Origin of the sequence: Paraburkholderia sediminicola (genome assembly GCF_046026675.1) — a bacterium.
In the GTDB taxonomy this organism is placed as follows: Bacteria; Pseudomonadota; Gammaproteobacteria; order Burkholderiales; family Burkholderiaceae; genus Paraburkholderia; species Paraburkholderia sediminicola_F.
Genome location: NZ_JAQQEY010000002.1, coordinates 1001846 through 1025567 on the forward strand (window position 1 = coordinate 1001846; position 23722 = coordinate 1025567).

Genomic DNA, 23722 nt, shown 5'->3' on the forward strand with positions numbered 1-23722 from the left:
CCACTCACAAAGGAGTCTGCGTTGAACAACAAACAGGCCCCGCTGCCGCAAATGCCATTGCGAATTGCGGCAGCGCAAGCGCAACCGGTTTCCGGCGACGTCACGTTAAACATTGCCAGAACGGTCGAACTGACCGGCATCGCCGCCGATCGCGGCGCGAAACTGGTGGTCTTTCCCGAGAAATTCCTAAGCGGCTACGAGCCTGACCTGATTGCCGGCGACCCCGCGAAGTACACCTTCAACGAACACGATGCGCGGCTCGAACCGATTCGGGAAGTTTGCCGCGAGCGCGAGATCGCCGTAATCGTCGGTGCGGCAACACGTGGCATAGGCAGCGTGGACGGCCTTCATATTTCGTCGCTGATCTTCAACCGCTCCGGCGAGCTGATCGAGCCGTATCACAAGCAGCATCTCTACAGCAGCGAGACGAAGATTTACCGGCCCGGCACGCGAGGCTGCGTGCTGGAGATCGACGGATGGCGGCTCGCGCTCGGCGTGTGCTATGACTCCGGTTTTCCGGAGCACGCGCGCAATGCCGCTGTGAACGGCGCACACGCTTATCTGGTGAGTGCGCTCTTCAGCGTGAAGACTGGCTATCACCAGTCGCGTATCTGGTTTCCCGCGCGTGCGTTCGACAACACCCTGTACGTGCTGTTGTCGAATCACGTCGGCACCACCGGCGGCTGGGAAACATGCGGTGCGAGCGCGGTCTGGGGCCCCTATGGCGACGTGGTGACGGAAGCCAGCCGCGATCGTGAGGAAGTGATTACCGCGCTACTCGATCCGGCTGTGCTAGCCGATGTCCGCGAGCGCGAAACGGTGCTCGCGGACTTCAAGGCGCACGCCGTCGAGACGGCGGGTGAGTACGTGGTGCATCGTCTGGATTAGCCGCACGTGCGGCTACTTATTTCAACGCAGCGGGCCGCACCGCACCCACCGCATCGCGGTGCGGCGCAGGCACGGCCCACAACAGCGCAATCATGCCTACGATCAGGAGCGCCGCGATCACCGCGAAGCCCGCATAGACGCTACCGGTTTCGGCTTTCAGCATCCCGACGAGCGAAGGGCTCACCGCGCCGCCAATCGCTCCGATCGCGGTAATTGTCGCGATACCGGCCGCCGCGGCGCCACCGTCCAGATAAGCAGTGGGGATCGTCCAGAAGATGCTCAGGGTCGCGTAGATGCAGATCGACGCGATCACCAGCAGGGCGACGGTGAATGGCACGCTATGCGCGGCGAGCGGGAGCAGCAGAAAACTGCCGGCCACCGCGAAGCCGCATCCCGCCACATGCCAGCGCCGTTCGGCATGGCGATCCGAACGGCGCCCGATCGCCACGATGCCGATCGCTGTGCAAACCGAAATCGCGCCGCTCAACCAGCCGATATTGCCGATCTGCTGCACGCCAACGTGCCGCAGCAGCGTCGGAATCCAGAAGCCGACGGCATTGAGTCCCATGAATACGCAGAAATAGATCGCCGACAGAAGATAGATCCGCGGGTTGCGCAATACATCGGAGAGTCGCGCGGGTGGTGCATGGTGCGCGCCGCGCTGTTTTCGATCCGCTTCGAGCGCGGCGGTGACGTGGGCTTTTTCCACATCGCTCAACCATTTTGCATGCTGGGGACGATCGTCCAGATAGAGCATCGCCATGATGCCGAGCACGATGGCCGGTACGCCTTCGACCAGAAATAGCCACTGCCAGCCGTGCAAGCCAAGCATGTCGTGGAAATGCACCATGATCCAGCCGGACAGCGGCCCGCCGATGATGCCCGCCAACGGCACGGCCATGATGAACAGACTTGTGATGCGTCCGCGTTGCCGATCGGGAAACCAGTAGGTTAGATAAAGAATGATGCCGGGAAAGAAGCCGGCTTCGGCAGCGCCCAGCAGAAAACGCAGCAGATACAGCATGCTCGCGCTCTTGACGAACATCAGCAGCACCGTCAAACCGCCCCACAGCACCATGATTCGCAAGAGCGTCTTGCGCACGCCGATGCGCTCCAGCAGCAGATTGCTCGGCAACTCGAACACCAGGTAGCCGACGAAGAACATCCCCGCCGCGAGACCGAACACGGCGTCGTCGAGCTTCAGATCCTGCAGGAATTGCAGCTTTGCAAAGCCGATATTAACGCGGTCGATGAAATTGACCACGTAGCAGATGAACAGAAACGGCACGATGCGCCGCGCGATCTTGCGATAGATCGCGTCATCGGGCGTAAGGGCTGACTGGCTCTGCATGGTGTCTCCTGGCGGCCCGGCACGTTGCACCAGGCGCATGTAATGGTTTTATGCGGCGCTAAGTCAGGCCCTGCATGCGTCTTTGCTTGAGACTCTGCTTAAGACTGCGTCCGCGCCTTTGCCGCTAATTGCCTTGTATTACCATTCGCCGAAAAAGACTCCCCAGTCCTTGTGTGTGTCGGTCTTGCTTTCGACCGTCGGGTTATCGATTGTCACGCGCTGCTTCAACGAGCCGTACCAGTCGGCGAGTTTTGCATGCATTTGCGCGTGGATGATGGCGTAACTCGCATCGGCGCCGAGATCGACATATTCGTCCGGATCGTTCGCCAGATCGAAGAGTTGCGGACGGTAGCCCTGCCAGTGTATGTATTTCCAACGCGTATCGCGCACCATCCAGCCACGGCATTCGTCGGGCTTGCGCTCCAATGCGAGACGCGCGCCGCGGAAACTGTAGTCGAGCTCGGAGACCACGTAGTCGCGCCAACCCTCGGCGCGGTCCGTTTCGTCGCGCGTGAGCGCGAGGATTGAGCTTCCTTCGATACGCTCTTCGTGGGCGGGCAAACCAAGCGCATCGAGCACTGTCGGCACCACGTCGATGCCCGACACGAAGCGCGTTTCGGCACTGCCGCGCGTGGCGTCGGCTCGCGTCGACGGATCGTAGACGATCATCGGCACGCGCTGCACGGTGTCGTAGAACAGTTCCTTCTCGCCGAGCCAATGATCGCCGAGAAAGTCGCCGTGGTCGGCGGTGAATACGATCAAGGTGTCTTGCCAGCGGCCGAGTCGTTCGAGCGTGTCCCACAGTTGGCCGAGATGGTCGTCGATTTGCTGGATCAAGCCTTGATAAACCGGCCGCACGGTGTTCGACACTTCTTCACGCGCGAAATTGACGCACTCTTCCTGCGTGCGATACGCGGCAACAACCGGATGAGCATTGTCGAGTTCGGCGGGTTGGCGCGCGAGCGGCAGGCACTGATCGAGCGAATACAGGTTGTGATAGGGGCGCGGCGCGACATAGGGCCAATGCGGCTTTACGTACGACAAATGCAAGGCCCACGGCGTGTCGCCTTGCTCTTCGATGTAGCGGATCGCCTGATTCGTCATGTAAGCCGTTTCGGAATGCGGCTCGGCCACTCGCGCCGGCCAGCGCACGTTGCGCATTTTCCAGCCGGAATGCACTGCGCCGCTGTCGTCTTCCACACTGATCGCGAAGTCGCTCCACGGTTTGTCGCTGACATAGCCGTGTTCGCGCAAAAAGGCGGGATAGCCGCTTTCCTTGCCGGGTTCGTGGTGCCCGTCGTAGCGGTCGAGTTCGTCGAACGAGCCGGTCGAGAGGCGCTGCCCGAGCGGACTTTGGCGTGCGATGTCGAGCCGCTGCATGCCGTTGCCGTCGGCCATCACGTGCGTCTTGCCGGCCAGCGCGAGCGAGCGGCCATTCAGGCGCAGGTATTCGCCGAGCGTCATTTCGCCGATCGAGAGCGGCACGCGGTTCCAGTTAGCGCCGTGACTGCTCATCGTGCGGCCGGTGTAATACGACATGCGCGACGGGCCGCACACGCCGGAACTGACGAAAGCATTGTCGAAACGCACGCCGCGCGCGGCCAGCGCATCGATATGACGGGTTCGAAGGTAGGGATGTCCATAGCAGCCGAGATGATCGCGGCGAAGCTGGTCGCACATGATGAAGAGAACGTTGCGGGTGTCCGCCATCTATAAGCACCGTCTGCGGCCTTGCGGCCTGAAGTAAGAGAAACCGGGGAGAGGCTTCGATGCTAGAAACGAACCCGACGATTGACCTAATCAAATATATGTGCGGACGCACAATGCGCTGGGACCATTGCTGCCAAAGCGCGTCATAATGATCGCCAACCCCTTATTGGACGTACGCTCCCCGTGCCCGCGACCGACCCTCAATCGATACCCGTGCTGAAGCATCCCGCGCACATCGACGAATTTCTGCTCTACAGGCTTCACAACCTGACGCGCGTGGCGACCCAGGGCGTCGGTCTGATGTTCCGGCGGGAACTGGGCATTAGCCGGCGCGACTGGCGCATTCTCGCGTTCGTCGGCAAGTACCCTGACGCGAGTCTGACCCAGCTCGCCGAATTGGCCGCGCTCGATATGGTGGTGGCGAGCCGCTGCGTCGCCAATATGGTGAAGAAGGGTTTGATTGCGAAAACGCGCCTGCCGGAGAACAAGCGGGTGACCGTGCTCGCGCTCACCGAAGCCGGACGAATCGCCTATGAACAGGCACGCGTAAGCGGTCAACGCTATAACACCGAGTTCGCGTCCTGCCTGAGCGATGACGAAGCGCATTTACTCGACGGCTTGCTCAAGCGGATGGAGCAACAGGCCGCGGTGCTGACGCAACGCGAGATCGCCAGAAGCGGGCCGATATCGCTAATCAACGAAGACGTCGAATAAACCACATCCGCAATCATGTCGGCCAGAACATGCCGGCCGCGGCGAGCGCCATTGCGGCGGTGGCGATCCAGCCGAGCCAGCGCAACCAGCCAGTCACGACGAACTCGCCCATCACCTTGGGGCTGGCCGCCATCACCATCACGAGCGCCATGATCGGCACGGCCGCGACGCCGTTGATCACCGCGCTCCAATACAGCGCTTTGATCGGATCGAGCCGCATGAACGTGAGCGCAATGCCGCCGAGAATCGCCACCGCGATCACAGCATAAAATTGCTTCGCCAGATTCACCTGCAACGCCAGACTGTTGCGCCATTTCATCGTGCCCGCAGCCGCGTAGGCGGCCGAACCCGCCAGCACCGGCAACGCCAGCAGACCCGTGCCGATAATGCCGAGACTGAACAGCGCAAACGCCAGGTTGCCGGCAATCGGCTTGAGCGCACTGGCGGCATCGGCGGTGGTTTTCACTTCGATGTGATGCGCGTGCAGCGTGGCGGCGGCAGTGAGCATGATGAAAAACGCCACGCCGTTCGAAACGGCCATGCCGACCCAGGTGTCCATGTTGATTCGCTTCAGTTGTGCGGCCGCCTGCATCGGCGCGCGCAAAAGCGATCGCTGCGCTGGATTTGAGCGGATCTCCTCGACTTCCTGCGACGCCTGCCAGAAGAAGAGATATGGGCTGATCGTCGTCCCGAGCACCGCGACCACGGTCGTCAGATAGTCGCCGGACAGTTGGACGGGCGGTTTCACGATGCTCAGGCCGACTGCTTTCCAATCAATCGGAATCACGAAGATGATGGCGACGTAGGCGAACAGCACGAGCGTCAGCCATTTCAGAATACCCGCGTAGCGTTCGTATGGAATGAATACCTGCATCAGCAGCGACGCCGTGCCGAATAACGCGACATAGAGTTGAAGCGGGCCGCCGATCACCAGTTTGGCGGCGGCGCCCATTGCCGCGAGATCGGCTGCGATATTGATGGTGTTGGCCGCGAGCAGCACCAGTACTGCGAGATACAAAAGCGGAGCGGGGTAGTGGCGGCGCAAATTGGTTGCGAGTCCACTGCCCGTCACCCGTCCCATGCGTGCACTGACCAGCTGTATCGACACCATCAGCGGGTAGGTGATCAGCAACGTCCACAACAATCCGAAGCCGAATTGCGCGCCGGCCTGCGAATAGGTGGCGATGCCGCTCGGGTCGTCGTCCGCGGCGCCGGTGATCAGGCCGGGGCCTAGCCGCTTCATCCAGGAACGTTCGGCGGTATCTTCAACGACAAGTTCCGGTTCGAGGTTTTCAGTGGTCATCGTCGTCCGCCTGCGAAAGGAACCGTATTAGGTCGCTTGTATAGCGCGCGTGCGCGCCGGGTGGCGACCCTACGTGTCGCTCGTCAGGAAGTAGCATTCTCTGTGCCACGGGCCCTGCCGCTCAACTGTCTTTGCGTTCGGAGGCATGCAACATGTCATCCGCTACAATGACACGCACTACCCACCTGGAGACTTGCTTTGAAATCTATCGTTGCTTTGGTCGCCGCGGCTGTTCTTTCTTCGACGGCGATGGCCGCTTCCACCACTGAGAAACTGCCTTCCGGCGTAATCGTTGAACATCTTACGCAGGGCACGGGTGCCCAACCGGCCGCTGACGATGTGGTAAAGGTCAACTATCGCGGCACGCTCGCTAACGGCACCGAGTTCGATAGCTCGGCGAAGCATGGCGGTCCGGCAACCTTCCCGCTCAATCGCGTGATTCCGTGCTGGACGCAAGGCGTGCAAAAAATGAAGGTCGGCGAGAAGGCCAAGCTGACCTGCCCGTCGGCCACGGCCTATGGCGAGCGCGGAGTAGGCCCGATTCCGCCGAATAGCGACCTGACGTTTGAAGTCGAACTCGTAGGTATCGTCAAGTAATACCGCGCGAAGTGCGCTGAGACTGAACCCCGCTCCGGAGATCGAAGCGGGGTTTTTCTTTTTTCAGGGCACTGCATTTGCCCACCGAAATCTAGCCGCGATAAAAATCGAGCCACGCTCACGGTGATCGAACCGGACGACTTGTTGATCGACGGGATTTTCTAAAAGAAACGAAGTTCTCGTCTCACTCGGCTGGCGTGAATAGCATCGACACATACAGAATGGTGGACACGACGATAATGCCGACGCCGACGAAGACTTTGGTACGATTGAATTCAAGGCCGCCGTTGATGGCCACGCCAATGCCGGCGACAGAAGAAAGCGTACCGATAGTGGCCAGCAATACATGAACCTTGCTGCGTATCAGGCTACGCCGCTCCGGACTTGCACCTTCTCTCCACTCCTTGAGTTTCATTGCAGTATCCTTTTTCACCGGTGTTCAAGTAGCTCGAAGATTCGCATGAGAGACAATGCGACAAAGCATGCCGTTTTGCACTGAGGCTGGTTTTCCAATTAGACAAAGCATATATGAGCCGCCACACTGTGCAAACAACAAACCTGAAAATTCAGCATCTGGTTTGCTGAGCGTGTTTTTCGGCGCAGAGCTGAGCGCTGCGATCTACCAGTTCAACAAAAACTGGTTCGGCGGAGCGATGATCTACTATCAAAGATTGACGGGCTCGGCCGCCGAAAGTCCGACCGTCACGCAGCGCGGCACGCTCAATCAGATTACGTATGGGGTAGGCGTGGCGTACGCGTTCCGCCAGAAGTAGTGGCGTTCTTTTTAAAGTCCTGTTGCACTCGGTCGTTTACCCTCTGCGCGTGCGGCGACACTGCAATCGCCGCTTTGCGCATTCCGGAAGATCTAGCCGTCATTCGTCGCGCGTCAGGAGCGTTCTCCATGAATATCGACTTTCACTACGGGGTGGTCTATATCGTCGCCCGTATCGGCGGGATGGCGCCCGCTGAGGCGCTCACGGTGGCGCATGCCTGCCAGTATGTCGACGACGCGACCACTGCAGGAATACTGCGTTTCGCCGGCGGCGAAACTTTCGAGCGCTTTGCCACGGCGCACAAGCTATTCGACTACACCAACACGGAAGACGACCAGAACCGCCTGGTGTGGACGCCATTTCATTTTCTGCCTGCCGGTGAGGGGGAAACGCTTGAAGAAAAGGCGGTGTGCCGGCCGGATAGCGCCGTGGCTCGCGAGGTGGTTCGCCGGGCGATCCGACAGCGAGGCACCGAGACGGCATTGCACCGCCTGGGTGTCACGCTTCACGCGTACGTCGATACATGGGCCCACCAGGGTTTCGCCGGTATCGAAAGCCCGATGAATCGCGTTCATATGCTGGAGGCGGAAGATTGCACGAAGGAAAGCTGGCTTGCCCGCCTTACCCGCGCCACCCGGCATCTGATCGAACACGTCGAGGAAGATGTGCTGACGCTTGCACTGCCCGTCGGTCATGGGGCCGCTTTGCACTATCCCGATCAGCCGTGGGCGAAATGGCATTACACCGACGGCAGAAATGAGCGCGTCGACAGGCACAATCTGCCGGAGTTTATGCAGGCGGCCGAGATGACTTGCCGTGCGGTGCGCGGCTATGTCGCGGGACGGGAAGATTTTGAATCCCAGCCCGGACTGCCGGAAGATGTCAAAACCGCACTCACGAAGCTTCTCGACACCAATCGGAACCTGGACGACAACAAGCGCCTGCAGACCATTTGCGAAGCGGTGAAAACCGACGTCATTCCAGGCCTGTCAGAGTCGGTTCCTGACTATGTGGCCAAGGGGCTCGGCTCCTGGAAATATAAGGCCACCGGTTTGCAGTCCGACGACGACAGCGGGGACCGCCCCGGGTGGAGCGACATCTTTGAGAAAAGCGATTACCGGCGCTTTCACGACGCCGTCAAAGAGCACCGTTTTGTGATTACGCAGGAGATTCTGCCGGCCTGCGGACTACGGATCGCCTGAAAAGAGGGCGCTTTTGCGCGTCATTTCAATCGCCGCCCCAGCGGCCGCACTCATGCTATTCGTGTTCGCGCCACTCGCGTGCGCGCCAGTCATAGGTGAAACAGCGCTGCGAGATTGGTAACGTGGGGTTACCGGCAAAAAAATGAACTGCCGCCCTTTGAATCTCCGGATGCTTGCCTATAGTAGAAGCGACTATTGCCGCATTGCACGGCGGCCGGCTTCTCTTGACATGCGTGACGGGGAAACACAAATGACGCCATCGAATGCTGCGATCTATCAAGCCCAGGCTTGCACGCCGGATTCATTACGAACGCTTGCCACCTATCTCGAACTGGCACTCGACGAGGGAGAAAGCGTGGTTCTGATGCGGATCGGCACGCAGGTGCGCAGTATTTATGTGGGCAACCCGTCCGGCACGCTGGAGGACTTGACGGATCACGGCGTAGTGGCCGCCTTCCAGGCCGACGAGATGCTCGCATTGACGCAGTTGGGACTCAACCGGATAACTGCCGACGATCAGCAGTATCGGTTCATGCGCAGTGTGAGGTATATCGCGGACCGCCAGGTTGTCGTTTTTACTCCTATTTGAGTGACTGGCCGGCAATTGGAAAGGTTAAGCAATGCGGCTATCGAGTAGTGAGCTCGAAAGGTTCGTACTCCACGGGATGCATTCCCGCGTAAACTCGATGCCGTTATAGGCGTGTAGATCTGCCTTTCTCGCGCTATTCATGGCATAGTGCGATCGATTACCACATAAGGAGCAATCAAATGCCCACGTTAGAGCAAATCCAGGCGAAGCTTAAGAAGCTCCAGGCGCAAGCTGACGTCCTTATTGCCAGGAAAGCACAAGTTGCGGTCGACCAGATTCGCGACCTGATGCTCAAGCACGGCCTCACTACCGCAGATATCGAAGCAAAGGCAAAGGCGAGACGCGCCGCGCGCGCCTTGAATGGTCATGCTGCAGGTGGCAAAGCAAAAGCCGCCGGCGCAGGTAAGTCGCTGCCGAAGTACCGCGACCATAAAACCGGCGCGACATGGACGGGTCACGGGCGTGCACCGGCCTGGATTGCCGCCGTGAAAGACCGGACTCAATTCCTGATTGAAGGCGCAAGCGAACTGAAGTCCGCGGCAAAGGCAGCGGTCACTCACGCCAAAGGCAAAAGTAAAGGTCAGCCTAAAGGCGCACAGCCGCCCAAGTACCTCAACCCGAAAACCGGTGCGACCTGGAGCGGACGCGGCCCGGCGCCGGCATGGCTCGCCACGGTCAAGGATCGCACCAAATTCCTGATCGATGGCGCTGCGGCTACCAGCAATGTCGCTGCCAAAAAAGTCGTGACGGCAAAAAAGGCAGTGGCGAAGAAAGGTACTGCGGCGACTAAAAAAGCTGCGGCTAAGAAAAGCGCGGCCAAGCCCACGGCGAAGAAAGCCGCGCTAAAAAAGATTGCTGTGAAGAAAACCGCAACGGCCAGGAAAGCGCCGGGCCGCAAGGCAGGTGGTAGAGGCAAAGCCGGCGCGACGAGCGCTGCCGCAGCGCCGCAAACCTCGACAGTGCAAGCCGGCGCGTGAGCGCAACGGAGTCGCGAAGTAGATGACTAGCATGCTTGAAGTACCCCAGCAGGAGGACCATGTCGTCCTGCTGGACTCCGTTCCTCATCCGGCAGCCGACGCCGCCGAACCATTCATTGTCGCCAGCGACCGCCGGGTGATTCTGGCTTATCCGATAGCTGAATCCGACTTCGAACGGTTCGGACCATTCGATTCCGACGACGATCCATTTTGCACGGTGCTATTTCCCGAGGTCGTGTTTCATCGGCTCGGGCCGCCTGGCGATGTCGATCTCGAGATCCATCCACTTGCGTCACAAGGTCTCAGTGGGCACTCGGTTCACGAAGTTATGAATTCGTCGCTGGCCGCTGAGATTTCGGCCGTCACGTCGCCCGGTCCCGTACAACGCCATTTCGTCATCACGTTTCAGGACGCGACGTTCGAATGCGTGGCGTCCGACTATACGGTGGTCGGCGTGTATGGCGCGGGTGAGATCGCCTGCCGGGAAGCTTTCTCGCTGGTGCGTTAAACTTCCTGGCGGTTATTCCCGCTGGGTGACGTAGCCTCTTTCCAGTCGGTCCCAACGCCTGAATGCTGCGCCTTGCACAGCGTTTCGGGCTCTTCGATGCTTCCCTCCTCAGTCAATCGGCACGCTGCGTAGCAAAACGCGGTCCTGACAACGGGCACGCGCAATGCGTCCTGCCCAGGTAGTAAGAGCCCGGGCTGAAGGTCCCGGCGTGCCCATCAAATGGCAAACTACAAACCGCAGGGTGCCCAGCCGGTGCGTCCTGCCGATTAGCATCGAGGCCACGCATGCTGATGATTCCAATTACCGTCTTTGTCACGCTCGTCATCGTATTGGCGATTGCCAATCTGTCGAGTGGCGAAAAGAAGATCGAACACAAGATCGAACGGCTTTATGCGAGTGACGACCCGCAGTTCCTTCGTTCGATGGGCCTGCTGCTCGGGCCACCCGTAGTGTCCGGAAACCGCTTCGAGATGTTGCTGAACGGCGAGCATATTTTTCCGTCGATGCTCGAAGGTATCCGTTCGGCTAGTAAGACCATCACGTTTGAAACCTTCATCTACTGGTCCGGCGAGATAGGCGAGCAGATCGCCCGCGCACTGGCGGACAAAGCACGCGAAGGCGTCGCCGTGCATGTATTGCTCGATTGGGTGGGCTCGTCGAAAATGGACAAGCGTTATCTGAACATGCTGCGCGATGCGGGCGCGGAAGTGATCCAGTATCACAAGCCGCACTGGACCGGTCTCGGGAGGATGAACGATCGCACTCACCGCAAGCTGCTGGTGATCGACGGGCATATCGGCTTTACCGGCGGCGTGGGCATTGCGCCGGAGTGGACCGGCCACGCACAAGACGAAAAGCATTGGCGCGACACCCATTTTCGTGTGGCTGGCCCGGTGGTTGGCCACATGCAGGCCGTGTTCATGGACAACTGGGTTAAAGCGACCGGCAATGTGCTGCATGGGCCTGACTATTTTCCAGAAGTCGAAGGTGTCGGTGACGGCCTCGCGCATATGTTCAGCAGCTCGCCTTCAGGCGGCAGCGACGATATGCAGTTGATGTATCTGATGGCGATCACCGCGGCGACTCGCTCCATTCATCTGGCGAGTGCCTACTTTGTACCGGACAAGCTGACGATCAATGCGATCGTCGAGGCAGCGAAGCGCGGTGTGAAAGTACAGATCATCACGCCCGGAAAACGTATCGACACCCATACCGTGCGTGAAGCGTCGCGTGCCTGTTGGGGCGACTTGCTGCGAGCGGGTGTCGAGATGTTCGAGTATCAGCCGACCATGTTTCATTGCAAGTTGCTGGTGGTGGACGAGTACCTGGTCTCGGTCGGCTCCACCAATTTCGATAGCCGCTCGTTCAAACTGAACGACGAAGCGAACCTGAATATCTACGACCGCGACTTCGCGAAGCAGCAAACCGCAACCTTCGCAGACGACATCAGGCAGTCGCACCAGGTCACGTTCGACGCGTGGCTGCGACGGCCATTCCCGGAGAAGCTGATCGAGAAGTTCGCGTCGCTGCTGGATACGCAACTGTGATGCAATGACTGCGCAACGCGCCGCAGTTTCCTTTCAATAACATTTTTCCGCCCATTTCGAACATATGCTCAATGACTTTTTTTAGCTTTTATTTTTGAAACATGTTAAAAAGCTTTCCGTCATCGTATATTGACATGAAGTCTTCACGCAGTGAGGGCAGAGTGGCAGCAACGAATGGCGTGCCGCAGAGATTGAAGCAACGCATTCGAAATTACATATAAATATATTACGAGGCATCGAACGCTCGATTGAAGCGCACCTGAGTTCAGGCGCGCGTCGCGAAGAGCCGGCAGGTATCACGTCGAGTGGTACATGTTTTCGGTGCAGCAGCGGTCGTCGCGGATCGGATTTGCCGGCGTAAAGGTACGTAATGGTACGTAAAGGCAAATCGCATGGGCCTGATCCCCGGTAGTACGGCCGCAAGGCGTCCGCGAGCGCGGGCGCGGTATCGGTACGCATTTGCGTTGCGCAAGTGCATGCGAATACGCCATGCCCATCGAAAAACTCCTTGTTCCGCTACCGGCGGGCCTGAAAGTCTACGTTGAACGTCACGTATTCGATCCGGCCTTCGAGAGTGTCATTCTGATCAACGGCGCGCTGGCCACCACGGCGTCGTTCGGACAGACAATCAAATACCTCGGCGAACGCTATAACCCAATTTGTTTCGATTTACCTTATGCGGGTCAATCGAAAACGCATAACGTGTGCGACTTCGTTCTGACAAAAGACGATGAAGTCGACATTCTGCTGCATCTAATAGGCTTATTCGAGCCGAGCTTCCTGTTGTCGGTGTCGTGGGGCGGGGTGGCGTCGCTGCTGGCGCTCTCGCGGGCGCGCACCAGCGTGAGGCGCGCGGTGATTGCGTCGTTCTCGCCGCGGCTCAACGCAGCGATGACCGCGTACGTGACCGCGGCACGCGACCATATCGCCGCCGGCGAAAATCTGAAGGCCGCGCAGCTGCTCAACGATACCGTTGGCCAGCATCTGCCGCGCATCATGAAGCTCTATAACTACCGCTACCTCTCTACGCTGCCGCGCGATGAGCAGGACCAGGTGGCCTTTCACGTCGACCAGATTCTGGCCATCCGTCCAGAGGACTATCTGCACGAGTTCCGCAACATCGAGTGCGGCCTGAAATTCCTCAACGGCGAGCTCGACGACTACACCACGCCTGAGGACGCCCGCTCGCTTAGCGCACATCTGAAGCGCGCCGAGTTTCTCACGATCGACCAGGCCGGGCATTTCCTCGATCTCGAAGGGCGGGCTGCACTGCGCCAGGTTCGGACCGCCATTTTCGATTACTTCGGCGCCGCGCGGGTGCAGGCGCCAGGCGGTGGGCTCGATTGTTTCGACACGTTCGCCGCCCGCACGCCCATCATGCCGGTGCAACAACCCGCCATCGCGAACGTCGCGAATGTCGCGTTGCAAGCTTCCGCCGATCACTCGTTCCAACAGGTCGAACTACCGTGAATATCGCTCAGAGCATCGCTATCGTCGTACCGTGGACGCTGTGGCTGCTGTATTGGATCGCGACGTCGAACCGCGTCAAAGAAACCGCGCGCAAGGAGGCGTCTCTCTCGCGCACGTTGCAGTCGATTCCGTTGATCGGCGGAGGCGCGCTGATTGTCCTGCCGGACTTCAACACAGCGGCGTTGTCCTTCGATTCGCATGCGATCGGACCGCTGCAGCTGGCCGGCCTCGCCGTGCTACTGGCTGGACTTGCGTTTTCCGTGTGGGCGCGGTTGCATCTCGGCACCAACTGGAGCGTCTCGGTCACGCTGAAGGAAGACCATGAGCTGGTGCGCAGCGGACCTTACGGACTGGTTCGTCATCCGATCTATACCGGTTGTCTGCTGGGGCTTCTCGGCGCTGTGCTGATCGGCGCGCAATGGCGTGGCGTGGCTGGGCTAGTGCTGATTTTCGCGTCGCTGGCGTACAAGGTCCGGGTCGAGGAGAGCTGGCTGACCGGTCACTTCGGCCGTGCGTATTCGCAGTATCGTCGCGACGTCGCGGCGCTGATTCCCGGTCTCTTCTGAGCGACCTGAATGGCGAAAGTCATTATTACCGCGATCGGCTCGGCGGGCGACGTGCATCCTTTGCTCGGGATCGGCGCAACGTTGGCTGCGCGCGGTCACGAGATCGTCTTCTGCACGCATCCGCCGTTTGCGGAGGTTGCCTCGCGCCAGGGTTTTGCATTCGTGCCGATCGGCACCGCCGCCGAATATGAAGCGGCGATGGCGAACCCGGCGCTATGGCATCCGCGTACCTCATTCCGCACGCTGTGGGCGGTGATTGCGCCGACGCTGCGTCCGCATTTCGACACGCTGGCTGCGTTGACCGATAGCGACACTGTGCTGGTCGGCACGTTGTGGGCTTTTTCCGCGCGGTTGATGCAGGAGCTGTATCGGGTGCCGTTCGTGTCGGTGCAGGTCTCGCCGTCGACGCTGCTCTCCGCGCATGCGCCGCCTACACACCCACGGCTGACGATTCCGCGTGGCTTGCCGCTGGCTGTGAAAACGGCGCTGCTGCGGTTGATCGAGCGCCAGGTGCTCGACAAGATCTGCGGCCCCGCATTGAATGCGTTGCGCGCGGAACTTGCGCTCGCACCGGCGCGCCGCATTTTCGGCAAGTGGCTGCATTCGACCGACGGTGTGCTGTGTCTCTTTCCTGACTGGTTCGCGCAAGCTCAACTGGATTGGCCGACGCCGCGTTGCCTCAGCGGTTTTCCGCTGTTCAACGACACGGGCGTGCACGCGCCCGATCCGCAACTCGACGCCTTTCTCGCCGCGGGCGAGCGGCCGGTGGTTTTCACCGCGGGTTCGACCTTGATCGATCAGGCGCGTTATACGGAGGCAGTGAGCGCGGCGCTGGCGGAAAGCGGGCTGCGCGGGATTCTTTTGACGCCGGATGCGCCAGCCGTCAAAGCAGATGCACAGGGCGCGCTGCTCAAGCGGCGTTACGTGCCGCTACAGAAGCTGTTGCCGCGCTGCCGGGCGCTGGTGCATCACGGCGGCATCGGCACGGCGGCGCTTGCGTATGCTGCCGGCATTCCGCAAGTAGTGACGCCGTTCGCGCACGATCAGTTCGATAACGCGCAGCGTGTCGTCGTGAGCGGTTGTGGCGTTCGGCTCGATAAGCCACTGGAGCCGCAGGCGCTTGCGCGTGCGTTGAAGCATTTGCTCGGCAGCCCGTCGATTGCGACGCAGTGCGGACGCGTGCGGGATCGACTTGCGCCGTCGCCGGATGGTTGCGAGACGGCCGCACGGTACATCGAAGGTTTCATGCCCGCCGGCGTGCGCCCGCAAACCGGCGGCCGCATTTCTGTGCCGGCATTCGCAGACAGCGGGCATAGCGCATGAGCGCCGCCACGCCATTGCCGAAGCACGCCGCCTCGGCTGACGAGGCACACGGCGTCGGCCCTGGCCCTGCCGGCGAGCGCAGCGTACCCGGCATGCGTGGTGCGAGGCTCGCCTTGCTGACGTTCGCGCTGTCGCTGGCCACGTTCATCGAAGTTCTGGATTCGACGGTAACCAACGTCGCGGTACCCGCGATTTCCGGCGGCCTCGGCGTGTCCAATAGCCAGGGCACGTGGGTGATCAGCTCGTACTCCGTGGCCGCCGCCATCGCCGTACCTTTGACGGGCTGGCTCTCGCGGCGGGTCGGCGAAACGCGCCTGTTCCTCGGCGCGGTGATCCTTTTCACGTTGACGTCGCTGCTATGCGGCGTGGCCGGCGACTTTCATCTTCTGGTGGTATGCCGGGCATTGCAGGGGCTCTTCTCCGGGCCGATGGTGCCACTTTCCCAAACCATCCTACTGCGGACCTTTCCGCCGGATAAGCGCGTTGTGGCACTTGCGCTGTGGGCGATGACGGTGCTGCTCGCGCCGATCTTCGGCCCGGTGGTCGGCGGCTGGATCATCGATAATTTTTCCTGGCCGTGGATCTTCCTGATCAATCTGCCGATCGGCATTTTTTCGTTCGCGGTGTGCATGACGCTGCTGCGCCGCGATGCACCCGTTGGCAAGGCAGTGCCGATCGATCTGCCTGGCATTATCTTGCTGGTCGTCGGCGTGGGCTCGCTGCAGACGGTGCTGGATCTCGGTCACGACCGAGGCTGGTTCGATTCGCCGTTGATCCTGACGCTCGCGATCATCGCCGGCCTGGCGATCGTGTCGCTGTTGATCTGGGAGGCGGGCGAACGGCATCCGGTGATCGATCTGAGCCTGTTCCGGGATCGCACGTTTTCGTTTTGCGTGCTGATCATTTCGCTTGGCATGATGAGCTTCTCAGTGGTCGGCGTGATCTTTCCGCTCTGGCTGCAGGCCGTGATGGGCTACACCGCGTACCAGGCCGGACTCGCCACCGCGCCGCTTGGCGTGCTCGCGCTGGTGTTCTCGATACTGGTCGGCATTTACGCGGCCCGTTTCGACGCGCGTGTGCTTGCGACTTTCGGCTTTCTCGTGTTCGCGGTCGTGCTGTGGTGGGATGCGCATTTCACGCTGACCATGAGCTTCACGCAGATCATCACGCCGGGTCTGATTCAGGGCATCGGCTTGCCGTGCTTCTTCATTCCGTTGACGGCGGCGACGCTCTCGCGCGTGTCCGACGACAAGCTTGCCGCGGCCTCGAGTCTGTCGAATTTTTTGCGCACGCTGTCGGCGGCGTTCGGCACGGCGATGAGTGTCACGCTATGGGATAACCGCGCGCTGTATCACTACGACGTCGTTGCGCAGTCCGTGACGAAATCGTCCGGCAATACGCAGCGCTTCGTCCAGAGTCTGCACGGCATGGGCATCGACGGCGCACGCGAACTCACCACCTTGCATCACGTCGTGCAGCAACAGGCCTACATGATGGCGACCGGCGATATGTTCTACATGGCAAGCATCACCTGCCTCGTGCTCGCCGCCATGATGTGGCTCACGCGTCCGAAGCGCGGCGCGGCGATGGCTTTAGGTCACTGAGGGACTTCGAATGACGATCCTGGGCGCATTGATCATCCTGTTTCATCCGAGTGAAGAGCAAGTCGTGCGCGCGGTGGCGATGCGTTTGGCGTGCGACCGCTTGCTGGTGGTCGACAACTCGCCGTTGCCGGACGCGCGCGCCGCGATGATGCTGGGCGAGGCGGGCGTTGCGTTGCTGCATCACGGTAATCGCAACGGCATTGCCGGCGCCTTCAATTGCGGCCTGGGCGCGCTGTTCGACGCAGGCGCGGATGCGGTCGCGCTGTTCGACCAGGATTCCGAGGCGCCGGACGCTTACTTCGCTGTGATGCGCGACCGATGCACGTCGATGAATGGCCGGGCATTTTTAGTGGGCCCGCGCATCTTCGATGAAAACGATCAACGCTTCCTGCCCGAACTCGCGACGAGTGGTTTGGCGGTGGAGCGGCTGTCGATACACGCCGACGCCGCGATGCAGCGCTGCGCATTTCTGATTTCGTCCGGCTGTGTGATTTCACGCGAGGCGTTCGCACGGCTCGGCCGCTTCGACGAAACGCTTTTTATCGACCATGTCGACACCGAGTACTGCTTGCGTGCGCTGCTGCGTAATGTGCCCGTGTACGTGGTGCCGTCACTCGTACTGCTGCATCGGATCGGCTCGCGGCGCCGTCACAAACTGGGTTCTCTGGAAATGACGACGATGAATCACCCCGGTTTCCGCCGCTATTACAGCGCGCGAAATGCGATGCAGCTGGCGCTGCAATATGGAATGCGCCTGCCGGTCGCAATCGTGCCGAACGTGCTGACGCTCTGGCAAATCGTGCAGATCGTGCTGATAGAAAAGGGCAAGCTGGCGAAGCTCAATGCGATTGCGCTCGGTCTATTCGATGGATTCTTCGGACGAATGGGGCCGCTCGAGCGGACGCGTCCACGACTCGCGGCCAGTGTGGCGAGGACCACGAATGCGGTTAATGCCGCTAACTCGACGAGGCCTGGCGAGACGAGTACGCCGATAGTGGGAGAACGTGCAATGCCTCTTACCCGGCACTCATGAGACGGTCTATGCAATTCTCTACGCCACGCACCTTGCCGTTGCTGCTGCCACTGCTGCTGATTGCGGCAGCGCTGAGCGGTTGCGTGAGCGATGCGGGTCTGCAAGCGAACGTCAAACCGATCAAGCCGTCCGCCGATGCACTTTCGCAGACCATTGGACCAGGCGCGAACGGCGCATGGCCCGCGCCTGATTGGGTCAAGCGGTACCGCGATCCGCAACTGGATGAGCTGACCGCTGAAGCCTTGCAAAACAGTCCCGACCTGCAGATCGCCAAGGCGAGAGTGGGCGCCGCGCAGGCGCAACTCGAACAGTTTGCCTCGCTGACAGGCCTCACCGGCACGGCGGGCGCGACCGTGAGCAAGGCCCGCTTACCGCAGCCGGACGATGTGGCTAACGTATCCGTCGGCGGCCAGCAGATTCCGGTGCAGTTGTTCAACGATCCGGTGGTGTCGCCGGCCGCGTTGTTCGCAGGCCTCAGCTACCAACTCGACCTGTGGGGCAAAAATGCCGCGCTAACCGGCAGCCTGCTGTCCACGCGCGACGCCGCACGAATCGATGCCGAGCAGGCGCGGCTCACGCTGACGGTCGCGCTCGTGACGCTCTACTGCGAGCTCGACCGCGCCTTTGCGATGCAGGACATTCTGCTGCAGAAGCAGCAGGCCGCGGATAGGGTCGATGCGGTGTTGCGCGAGCGTGGCGCGCGTGGCATCGATAACGCGTACGACTCGGCCGACGCCACACTCAAGCGAAGCCGGCTCGCCTCACAGCAGGCGCTCAACGACGAGCGCATCAAGCTGACTGAGTTGCAGATCGGTGTGTTGACGGGGCGCGGAGCGGAGCGGGGTTTGTCGCTGCATCGTCCGCAACTGGCCGCGGCTGCCGATGCGCCGATGCCTGCGCAATTGCCGGTCGACCTGCTGGGCCGCCGGCCCGACATCGTGGCGGCGCGTTTGCGGGCCGAAGCAGCGCTCGCCAACACGGACGCCACGCGGGCCCAGTTCTATCCAGACGTGAATCTGGTGGCCTTTGCCGGCTTGACAGCACTGACGCCCGGCGCGCTTTTCTCACGCGCGGCGTTAACGGGCTCGGTGGGGCCGGCGATCTCCTTGCCGATTTTCGACCGGACTCGTTTGCACGCGCAATTAGGCGGCGATTACGCGAATGTCGACGCCGCGATCGGTCTCTACAACAAGACCGTCGACGAGGCGCTCGGCGAGGTCGCGCGTCAGCTGACTTCCTTGCGCACGGTCGATACGCTCGCGACCGAGCAGACGCGCGCGGTAGAAGCGGCCTCGCATATCGTCGCGATCGCTGAAGAGCGGCATCGCCGCGGTATCGGCATGCAGAAGGACGTGACGCTGGCCGACCTGTCCTTGCTCGACGAACGCGCGCAGCAGGTGGATTTGCAGGGCCGCCGCAGAATGCTGCAGGTTGCGCTCGTCGGCGCGCTCGGTGGTGGCTTCGACGTGCGCAAGGTGGCCGGCGCACCGATTTCTCACTATCAGACCACCTTTCCCTCCCACGCACGCATCACGGATACGCACTTCGATTGAATGCACAACGATAAACAGGCACAACATGCCGCGGGCTGGACCGAGGAGCAGGCAAACCCGGCAAACGCGGCAGACATAACGGGCGACGCGCATGATGCGAAACGGGCGGCGCGCCGGCGCCGTTTTGCCGTTTTCTTCGGCGTGGTGGCGCTCGCCGGTGTGGCGTGGCTGACGTATTGGGGCTTAAGCGCGCGTTTCTTCGAAGAGACCGACGACGCCTACGTGGCGGGCAACATCGTGCAGATCGCGGCGCAGATACCCGGCACGGTCACCGATATTCTGGTGGAGAACACACGGCAGGTGCGCGCAGGCCAGCCGCTCGTCAAACTCGACGACGCCGAGGCGGCCGCCGCGTTCGCGCAGGCCAAAGCGCAGCTGACGCTCGCCGTGCGACAGGTGGCAAACGCGAGGATCTCGCGCAAGCTCTACGTTCAATCGATCGACGCGCGCCGCGCCGAACTCGCGTTGGCGCAACGTGCACTGGCGGCGCGCGATCATGCGTCGGTGGAAGTCGTGTCGCCGGAAGAATTGGCGCGCGCTCGCGAAGCGGTAACCGTCGCACAGGCGAATCTCGCTTCGGCGCAAGTCCAGCTCGATGCTGCCCGCGCGCTAGGCGGCAAATTCCCGGTCGAGGCCAGCCCGCCGGTTCTGCAAGCCGCGGCGCAATTGCGGCTCGCTTACCGGAATTTGCAACGCACCACCGTCGTTTCTCCCGTCGACGGCACGGTCGGACAGCGTTCAGTGCAGATCGGCCAGCAGGTCGGGCCGGGGCTCGCGCTCATGTCGATCATTCCGCTCGAGCGTCTGTGGGTCGAGGCGAATTTCAAGGAAGGCCAGATTCGCAGCATGCGCGTGGGGCAGCCGGTGCGCATCGTATCGGATGTGTACGGCTCGCAAGTGGTGTATCGGGGGCACGTGGAGGGCTTTTCGGCCGGTACGGGTAGCGCGTTTTCAATGCTGCCCTCGCAGAATGCGGCCGGCAACTGGATCAAGGTCGTACAGCGCGTGCCGATCGTGATTTCGCTCGACCCGGCCGAACTTGCAGCGCATCCGTTGCGCCTCGGCCTGTCGATGCAGGTGTCGGTGGATACGCATGTGCGTAGCGGTCATCTGATCGGCAGCGATACGCCGGCGGCCACGCAGAGTACGCGCGTTCACGATAACGTCTCGCGCGACGCGGATGCGTTGATCGCACAAATCATTCGGGACAATAGTGACCGTGGTGGCGCTACCGACTAGATTGGCGCCTCTCGGCTGCTGTGGCTAGTTGCCCGGATCGATCACGGGCTTGTCAGGATCTGCCAGCGTTTTATAGGGTAGCGACGCCGCGTGCGGGTTGGTTGTGGTGTCGTCGACCACGCGATCGACGTCCGCGGTTTTCGCGAGTTCCGCGAGGAATGACTGTTTGTCGAAGCCTGATGCAACGCAGCCTTGTACGTAAATGAAACGACGTTGCAGCGTGAGCCAGAGCGTCGACTGTTCGCGCCAGTGCGTGGCGTAATTGATGTTGGTGAGACGCCGCTGGACGGCGTCGGCAATCTCCGCGTCGTAGAGATACGCGTTCGACAGACGGCAACGGCCTTCCACCCAGCAGCTATTGCCGCGCTCGATCCGGTAATGACTATCGTCGAGCCATTCCTGTTCGGTCTCGAGTGGGCCTAAGGGAACCGGGCAGTCGCTGATTGCTTTGGATATCTGAAAGAACGGATCGTGGCCGCGATTGACGCGTTGCGCTTGCGCCTGGGCATGCATCGCGGCCATGCAGATCAGCAGACTCGCCAGGTGCTGTTGGATCAGGCGTTTCATCGTCTTGGGCTCCGGGATTTTGAGCGTGGGGCAGACGGATCGATGGTTTTGATTCTCGACTCTACCCAGTCGAGATTATGCAGCGGCGGCTCGGAACCTCATTGACTCTTGCGACGATTTTCAACGGCGAACTTGATCAACTCAGCCTGGCCTTCGATATCGAGCTTGCGCTTCAGATTCAGCCGATGCGTTTCCACCGTGCGCACCGAGAGGTCGTTGCGTTGAGCAATCTGCTTGCTCGAGAGACCTTCCGCGAGCGCATCGAGAATATCGCGCTCGCGCGGCGTGAGCCTTTCAATGGGCGATTGTGTCGCCGATGCCTGAATCAATCGCGCGCCCAGCCCAGCGCTGAAAAACGTCTTGCCTTCCAGCACCGCGCCGATCGCCTGAATGATTTCGGTGGCGGGCGAGTCCTTGAGCACATAACCGCTGGCCCCCGCGCGCACCGCCTGGGTCACGTACTCGAGGTTGTCGTGCATGGAGAGCATCAGCACGCGTATTGCTGGGAAGCGCTCATGAAACATGCCGGCTAGCGCGATGCCGTTCATTCCGTTCATGCCGACATCCATCAGCACCAGATGCGGTTCCTGGCTGGCGGCGAGCGCAAGTGCTTCCTGCGCATTACCCGCTTCGCCGACGATTTCGATGTTACGCACGGCTTCGAGCCTCGCGCGCAAGCCGTCGCGTACCAGCGGGTGGTCGTCGATCAGAATCAGACGTGCGATGGCGAGTGACATGTCGTTCATAGTGAGGTTTCCTGCAAGGCCGACGTTTGAAGCGCGGACGCAACGACCGGCACGCGCGCGGTCACGATCGTATGGCCGGCTTGCGAGCTGAGCGAGAGCTTGCCGCCCAGTGCGTCCAGCCGCTCGCGCATATTGCGCAGACCCACGCCCGCGCGTGGACTGACAAGCGCGTGCGCTACGTCGAAACCGCGCCCGTTGTCCGCAATCGTCAGCGTGACGGCGTCTCTCGATATCTCCAGCGATAACGCCGCGCTGGATGCCTGTGCGTGCCGCACGATATTCGTCAGCGCTTCCTGGGCGATACGGAACAGGACCGTGTTCACCGCTTCCGGCAAAGCCGCTGCGTGAGTGTGGGCGATCTGCGTGAAGCCGATCTCGATGCCGGATTCGTCGCTCAACTCGCGCGTGAGTTGCTCCAGCGCGGCTGCAACACCCAGGTCATCGAGCATTGACGGACGCAGCGCGTGGGAAATACGGCGCACTTCACGCAAGGTATCGCCGATGCGGGCCACGCTGGTCGATAGCGCGGCTTCCGCCGCAGGCACGCGTACATCGCTGCGTTCGAAGCGCGCCAACGCTGATTCGAGCAGCAGCTTCACGGAAACCATCATCTGACTAATGCCGTCGTGCAACTCACGCGACAGGCGCGCCCGTTCATGTTCCTGCGAGTCGACCACCTGTTGCGCGAGCCGCTTCAGTTTTGCATCGGCACTGCGATATTCGGTGACGTTGAGCACCAGCGCACACAACGCGATCACGGCGAGCCCGGCGAGTGCGATGGCATCGATCCACTGCATCGTGCGGTCGATGTTGGCCGCCGCGCGCTGATCGATGTCCGCGAGCGTGGCGTCGACGTCGTCGAGATAGATGCCGGTGCCGATCATCCAGCCCCAACGTTCGAGCGGCACCACGTACCCCAGTTTCGATGCGAGCTTGCCCGTCGACGGACGATGCCACACGTAGCGCACATAGCCGCCGCCGCGCGAGGCCGCGGCGAGCAGCTGCTGGATCGTCAGCGTGCCTTGCGGATCGCGCAGCGCCCAGAGATCACGTCCGACGAGGTCGGGTTCGCGCGGATGCATCAGCGAACGGCCGTGCATGTCGTAGACGAAGAAGTAGCCGTCCTTGCCGAAATCCATTTTTTGAAGGATGTCGAGCGCGCGGGTACGCCGCATTGCGTCGTCGCGCGCGTTGTCCTGGTCGGCGTTGTAGAGCGGGGCGACCGCCGTGGTCGCGAGCTCGACGTAGTGCTTGAGTTCGATTTCCTTGCTGGCCATGTACGCGGCCTGAGTGGTCGCGTGCTGCGTTTCGGCGAGCGCCGTGGCTTCCTGGCGCACGCCAGTTTCAATGCTGGCGATGGCCGCCAGAAAGGGCACGATCGCCAGCAGGACAATCTTTACTTTGAGTTTCATCGTAGACAGGACGGCCGACGGGCTACGTAGTATTACGTAGCCGGCTTACG

Annotated in this window: 21 protein-coding genes and 2 pseudogenes; 16 read left to right on the plus strand and 7 right to left on the minus strand. The window is 61.1% G+C overall.

Going from position 1 to position 23722, the window contains the following annotated elements:
* The first annotated feature begins 21 nt into the window (after positions 1-21).
* Positions 22-888, plus strand: coding sequence for a carbon-nitrogen hydrolase family protein (locus PQQ86_RS24390; RefSeq protein WP_408272721.1), 867 nt, complete (start codon positions 22-24; stop codon positions 886-888).
* Positions 889-904: 16 nt separating this feature from the next.
* On the opposite strand, the gene PQQ86_RS24395 is transcribed toward PQQ86_RS24390, so the two are convergent.
* Both PQQ86_RS24395 and PQQ86_RS24400 read right to left on the minus strand, forming a co-directional pair.
* Complete coding sequence (locus PQQ86_RS24395; protein ID WP_408272724.1) at positions 905-2239, minus strand: MFS transporter; 1335 nt, start codon at positions 2237-2239, stop codon at positions 905-907.
* Positions 2240-2377: 138 nt separating this feature from the next.
* A complete protein-coding gene (locus PQQ86_RS24400) occupies positions 2378-3949 on the minus strand; it encodes a sulfatase-like hydrolase/transferase (RefSeq protein WP_408272726.1) in 1572 nt (523 codons plus the stop codon).
* A gap of 213 nt (positions 3950-4162) precedes the next feature.
* Here PQQ86_RS24400 and PQQ86_RS24405 point away from each other — a divergent pair, with 213 nt between their 5' ends.
* Positions 4163-4663: a MarR family winged helix-turn-helix transcriptional regulator gene (locus tag PQQ86_RS24405; protein ID WP_408272729.1), complete on the plus strand. Its 501-nt coding sequence runs from the start codon at positions 4163-4165 to the stop codon at positions 4661-4663.
* Positions 4664-4676: 13 nt separating this feature from the next.
* On the opposite strand, the gene PQQ86_RS24410 is transcribed toward PQQ86_RS24405, so the two are convergent.
* Positions 4677-5966: an NRAMP family divalent metal transporter gene (locus PQQ86_RS24410; protein WP_408272733.1), complete on the minus strand. Its 1290-nt coding sequence runs from the start codon at positions 5964-5966 to the stop codon at positions 4677-4679.
* A gap of 249 nt (positions 5967-6215) precedes the next feature.
* Here PQQ86_RS24410 and PQQ86_RS24415 point away from each other — a divergent pair, with 249 nt between their 5' ends.
* A complete protein-coding gene (locus PQQ86_RS24415; protein WP_233465191.1) occupies positions 6216-6563 on the plus strand; it encodes an FKBP-type peptidyl-prolyl cis-trans isomerase in 348 nt (115 codons plus the stop codon).
* Between the two features lie 184 nt (positions 6564-6747).
* Here the strand turns inward: PQQ86_RS24415 and PQQ86_RS24420 are convergent, their stop codons facing one another.
* Complete coding sequence (locus PQQ86_RS24420) at positions 6748-6978, minus strand: DUF2964 family protein (protein WP_408272735.1); 231 nt, start codon at positions 6976-6978, stop codon at positions 6748-6750.
* A gap of 172 nt (positions 6979-7150) precedes the next feature.
* Between PQQ86_RS24420 and PQQ86_RS24425 the strand changes: the two genes are divergently transcribed.
* From PQQ86_RS24425 to PQQ86_RS24485, 13 genes and pseudogenes are all read left to right on the plus strand, one after another.
* Positions 7151-7336, plus strand: coding sequence for a MipA/OmpV family protein (locus PQQ86_RS24425; protein WP_408279353.1), 186 nt, complete (start codon positions 7151-7153; stop codon positions 7334-7336).
* Between the two features lie 128 nt (positions 7337-7464).
* Positions 7465-8538 (plus strand): DUF6765 family protein, encoded by a 1074-nt coding sequence (locus PQQ86_RS24430; RefSeq protein WP_408272738.1) that lies wholly within the window; start codon positions 7465-7467, stop codon positions 8536-8538.
* Between the two features lie 250 nt (positions 8539-8788).
* A complete protein-coding gene (locus PQQ86_RS24435) occupies positions 8789-9127 on the plus strand; it encodes a hypothetical protein (RefSeq protein ID WP_093634831.1) in 339 nt (112 codons plus the stop codon).
* Between the two features lie 179 nt (positions 9128-9306).
* Positions 9307-10104, plus strand: coding sequence for an H-NS family nucleoid-associated regulatory protein (locus PQQ86_RS24440; protein WP_408272741.1), 798 nt, complete (start codon positions 9307-9309; stop codon positions 10102-10104).
* Between the two features lie 22 nt (positions 10105-10126).
* Positions 10127-10612: a hypothetical protein gene (locus tag PQQ86_RS24445; protein WP_408272744.1), complete on the plus strand. Its 486-nt coding sequence runs from the start codon at positions 10127-10129 to the stop codon at positions 10610-10612.
* Positions 10613-10896: 284 nt separating this feature from the next.
* Positions 10897-12159, plus strand: a complete 1263-nt coding sequence (cls, locus tag PQQ86_RS24450; protein WP_408272746.1) for a cardiolipin synthase — start codon at positions 10897-10899, stop codon at positions 12157-12159.
* Between the two features lie 489 nt (positions 12160-12648).
* Positions 12649-13485: pseudogene (locus tag PQQ86_RS24455) on the plus strand (alpha/beta fold hydrolase); the annotation flags it as partial.
* Between the two features lie 140 nt (positions 13486-13625).
* On the plus strand, positions 13626-14195 hold the full coding sequence (locus tag PQQ86_RS24460; protein ID WP_408272749.1) for a methyltransferase family protein: 570 nt from the start codon (positions 13626-13628) through the stop codon (positions 14193-14195).
* Positions 14196-14204: 9 nt separating this feature from the next.
* Positions 14205-15518 carry a glycosyltransferase gene (locus tag PQQ86_RS24465; protein ID WP_408272752.1) on the plus strand — a complete coding sequence of 438 codons (1314 nt, stop codon included), beginning with the start codon at positions 14205-14207 and terminating at the stop codon, positions 15516-15518.
* Positions 15515-17122, plus strand: a complete 1608-nt coding sequence (locus tag PQQ86_RS24470) for a DHA2 family efflux MFS transporter permease subunit (protein ID WP_408272755.1) — start codon at positions 15515-15517, stop codon at positions 17120-17122. Before PQQ86_RS24465 ends, PQQ86_RS24470 begins: the two co-directional genes overlap by 4 nt.
* Before the next feature lie 10 nt (positions 17123-17132).
* Positions 17133-18029: pseudogene (locus PQQ86_RS24475) on the plus strand (glycosyltransferase family 2 protein); the annotation flags it as partial.
* Between the two features lie 134 nt (positions 18030-18163).
* Positions 18164-19708 (plus strand): efflux transporter outer membrane subunit, encoded by a 1545-nt coding sequence (locus PQQ86_RS24480; RefSeq protein WP_408272761.1) that lies wholly within the window; start codon positions 18164-18166, stop codon positions 19706-19708.
* Entirely contained in the window at positions 19709-20947 is a 1239-nt protein-coding gene (locus tag PQQ86_RS24485) for an HlyD family secretion protein (RefSeq protein WP_408272764.1), read from the plus strand.
* 24 nt (positions 20948-20971) lie between these two features.
* On the opposite strand, the gene PQQ86_RS24490 is transcribed toward PQQ86_RS24485, so the two are convergent.
* The 3 genes from PQQ86_RS24490 to PQQ86_RS24500 all read right to left on the minus strand — a co-directional run bounded on the left by PQQ86_RS24490 (position 20972) and on the right by PQQ86_RS24500 (position 23672).
* Positions 20972-21514: a hypothetical protein gene (locus PQQ86_RS24490; protein WP_408272767.1), complete on the minus strand. Its 543-nt coding sequence runs from the start codon at positions 21512-21514 to the stop codon at positions 20972-20974.
* Between the two features lie 98 nt (positions 21515-21612).
* A complete protein-coding gene (locus tag PQQ86_RS24495; RefSeq protein WP_171928246.1) occupies positions 21613-22260 on the minus strand; it encodes a response regulator in 648 nt (215 codons plus the stop codon).
* Positions 22257-23672 (minus strand): cache domain-containing protein, encoded by a 1416-nt coding sequence (locus PQQ86_RS24500; RefSeq protein WP_408272771.1) that lies wholly within the window; start codon positions 23670-23672, stop codon positions 22257-22259. Before PQQ86_RS24500 ends, PQQ86_RS24495 begins: the two co-directional genes overlap by 4 nt.
* Positions 23673-23722 lie beyond the last annotated feature (50 nt).